The following is a 1479-nucleotide window of genomic DNA, read 5'->3' on the forward strand; positions in this document are numbered from 1 at the left end:
GCCCTTGGCGGTCGTCCCGCCGCCAGTTTTGCACGGCGGCTCCTGCTGCCGGTCAGCAACGACACACTGCTCCGGGTCGTGCGGCACCGGGGGTGCCCACCGTCTCCGGCGCCGACGGTGATCGGTATCGATGACTGGGCATGGCGGCGCAATCAGCGGTATGGCACGATCATCTGCGACCTCGAGCGCCGCCGGCCGATCCGGCTGCTGCCGGACAGGGAGCCCGCGACGGCGCAGGCGTGGCTCTCAGAACAGCCGCAGGTGGAGATCATCGCGCGCGACCGCGGCGGTGCTTATGCCCGCGCCGCGGCCAAGGCTCTGCCGAACGCCGTTCAGGTTGCCGACCGCTGGCATCTCATGGAAAATGCTAGTGGTCCGATTCTGACATTTGCTACCCCCTTCGGCTCAGTCAGGAGCAAATGTCAGAATCTCCAGGACCACTAGCAATTATGTGATTCTAGTGGATTTTATGATTTTGACATTCGCAGCGAGAGCGTGCCGCAGGCGGGATGCGAATGTCAAAATCAATCCACTAGCCGCGCGTTCGTCGACGCGGTGCGCCGCTCGATGCGGCAGATCCGATGCGCCATCGGTGCGATGACGATCCAGCCTGAACTGCTCACAGCGGCCGAACGGCTTCAATACGAAGGGTACCTTCATCGCGAGGAGACCAATGCCGCGATCCTCGCGCTCTCCAAGGAAGGCGTCGCGATCAAGGAGATCGTGCGCCGCACCGGCCACAGTCGTGGCACGGTGCGGCGTGTACTGCGCGGAGAGCGCAGTGACGTGTTCAGAACCCGGGAGACGTCCCTTGAAGCCCATCTGCCATGGCTGGATCTGCAATGGGCGGCGGGCCATCATAATGGCGCAGCCTTGTGGCGGTCGTTGCAGGCACAGGGCTTTCGGGGATCGCTCCGCGTGGTGACCGAGTGGGCAACGCGCCGACGACGCGCCGAGAAGATCGACGCCGACACGCTTCATCGTGTGCCATCAGCCAGGACTATCGCGCGGCTGATGACGCTCGAGCGCAACGATCTCTCCAAGGCGGAGACGGTCACCGTGGCGGCAGTTGAAGCCGGCGTGCCATCCCTCGTCGATGCGCGCTACATCATCGAAGGATTCCACGTCATGATCCGCCGCAAGGCCGGGGCTGACCTTGACCCTTGGATAGCCCGGGCACGCGCGAGCCTGGTCGCGTCGTTCGCGAACGGCGTCGCCAAGGACATCACAGCGGTGCGCGCCGCCATCGTCTCCCAATGGTCGAACGGCCAGACCGAGGGTCAGATCACCAAGCTCAAGCTGGTCAAACGTCAGATGTAAGGCCGTGGAAAACTCGACCTCCTCCAAGCTCGGCTGATCGGCGCGCCATGACGGCGATCATCAAAACTGCGTCAGAGCCCCTTTTGTACGCCGATCAACAGTCTTGACCGACTGGCTGTCGATCACACCGGCCGATGGCGAGGCTTCGCGCCCCTCGAT

The 1479-nt window shown here is 63.8% G+C and carries 2 pseudogenes; both read left to right on the plus strand.

Annotated elements, in window-relative coordinates:
• Window positions 1-369: pseudogene (locus tag QU44_RS16610) on the plus strand (ISL3 family transposase); the annotation flags it as partial.
• Window positions 370-534: 165 nt separating this feature from the next.
• Window positions 535-1320 (plus strand): annotated as a pseudogene (locus QU44_RS17240) (transposase); the annotation flags it as partial.
• Window positions 1321-1479 lie beyond the last annotated feature (159 nt).

The organism is Sphingomonas sp. 37zxx, from assembly GCF_000786205.1.
GTDB lineage: Bacteria > Pseudomonadota > Alphaproteobacteria > Sphingomonadales > Sphingomonadaceae > Sphingomonas.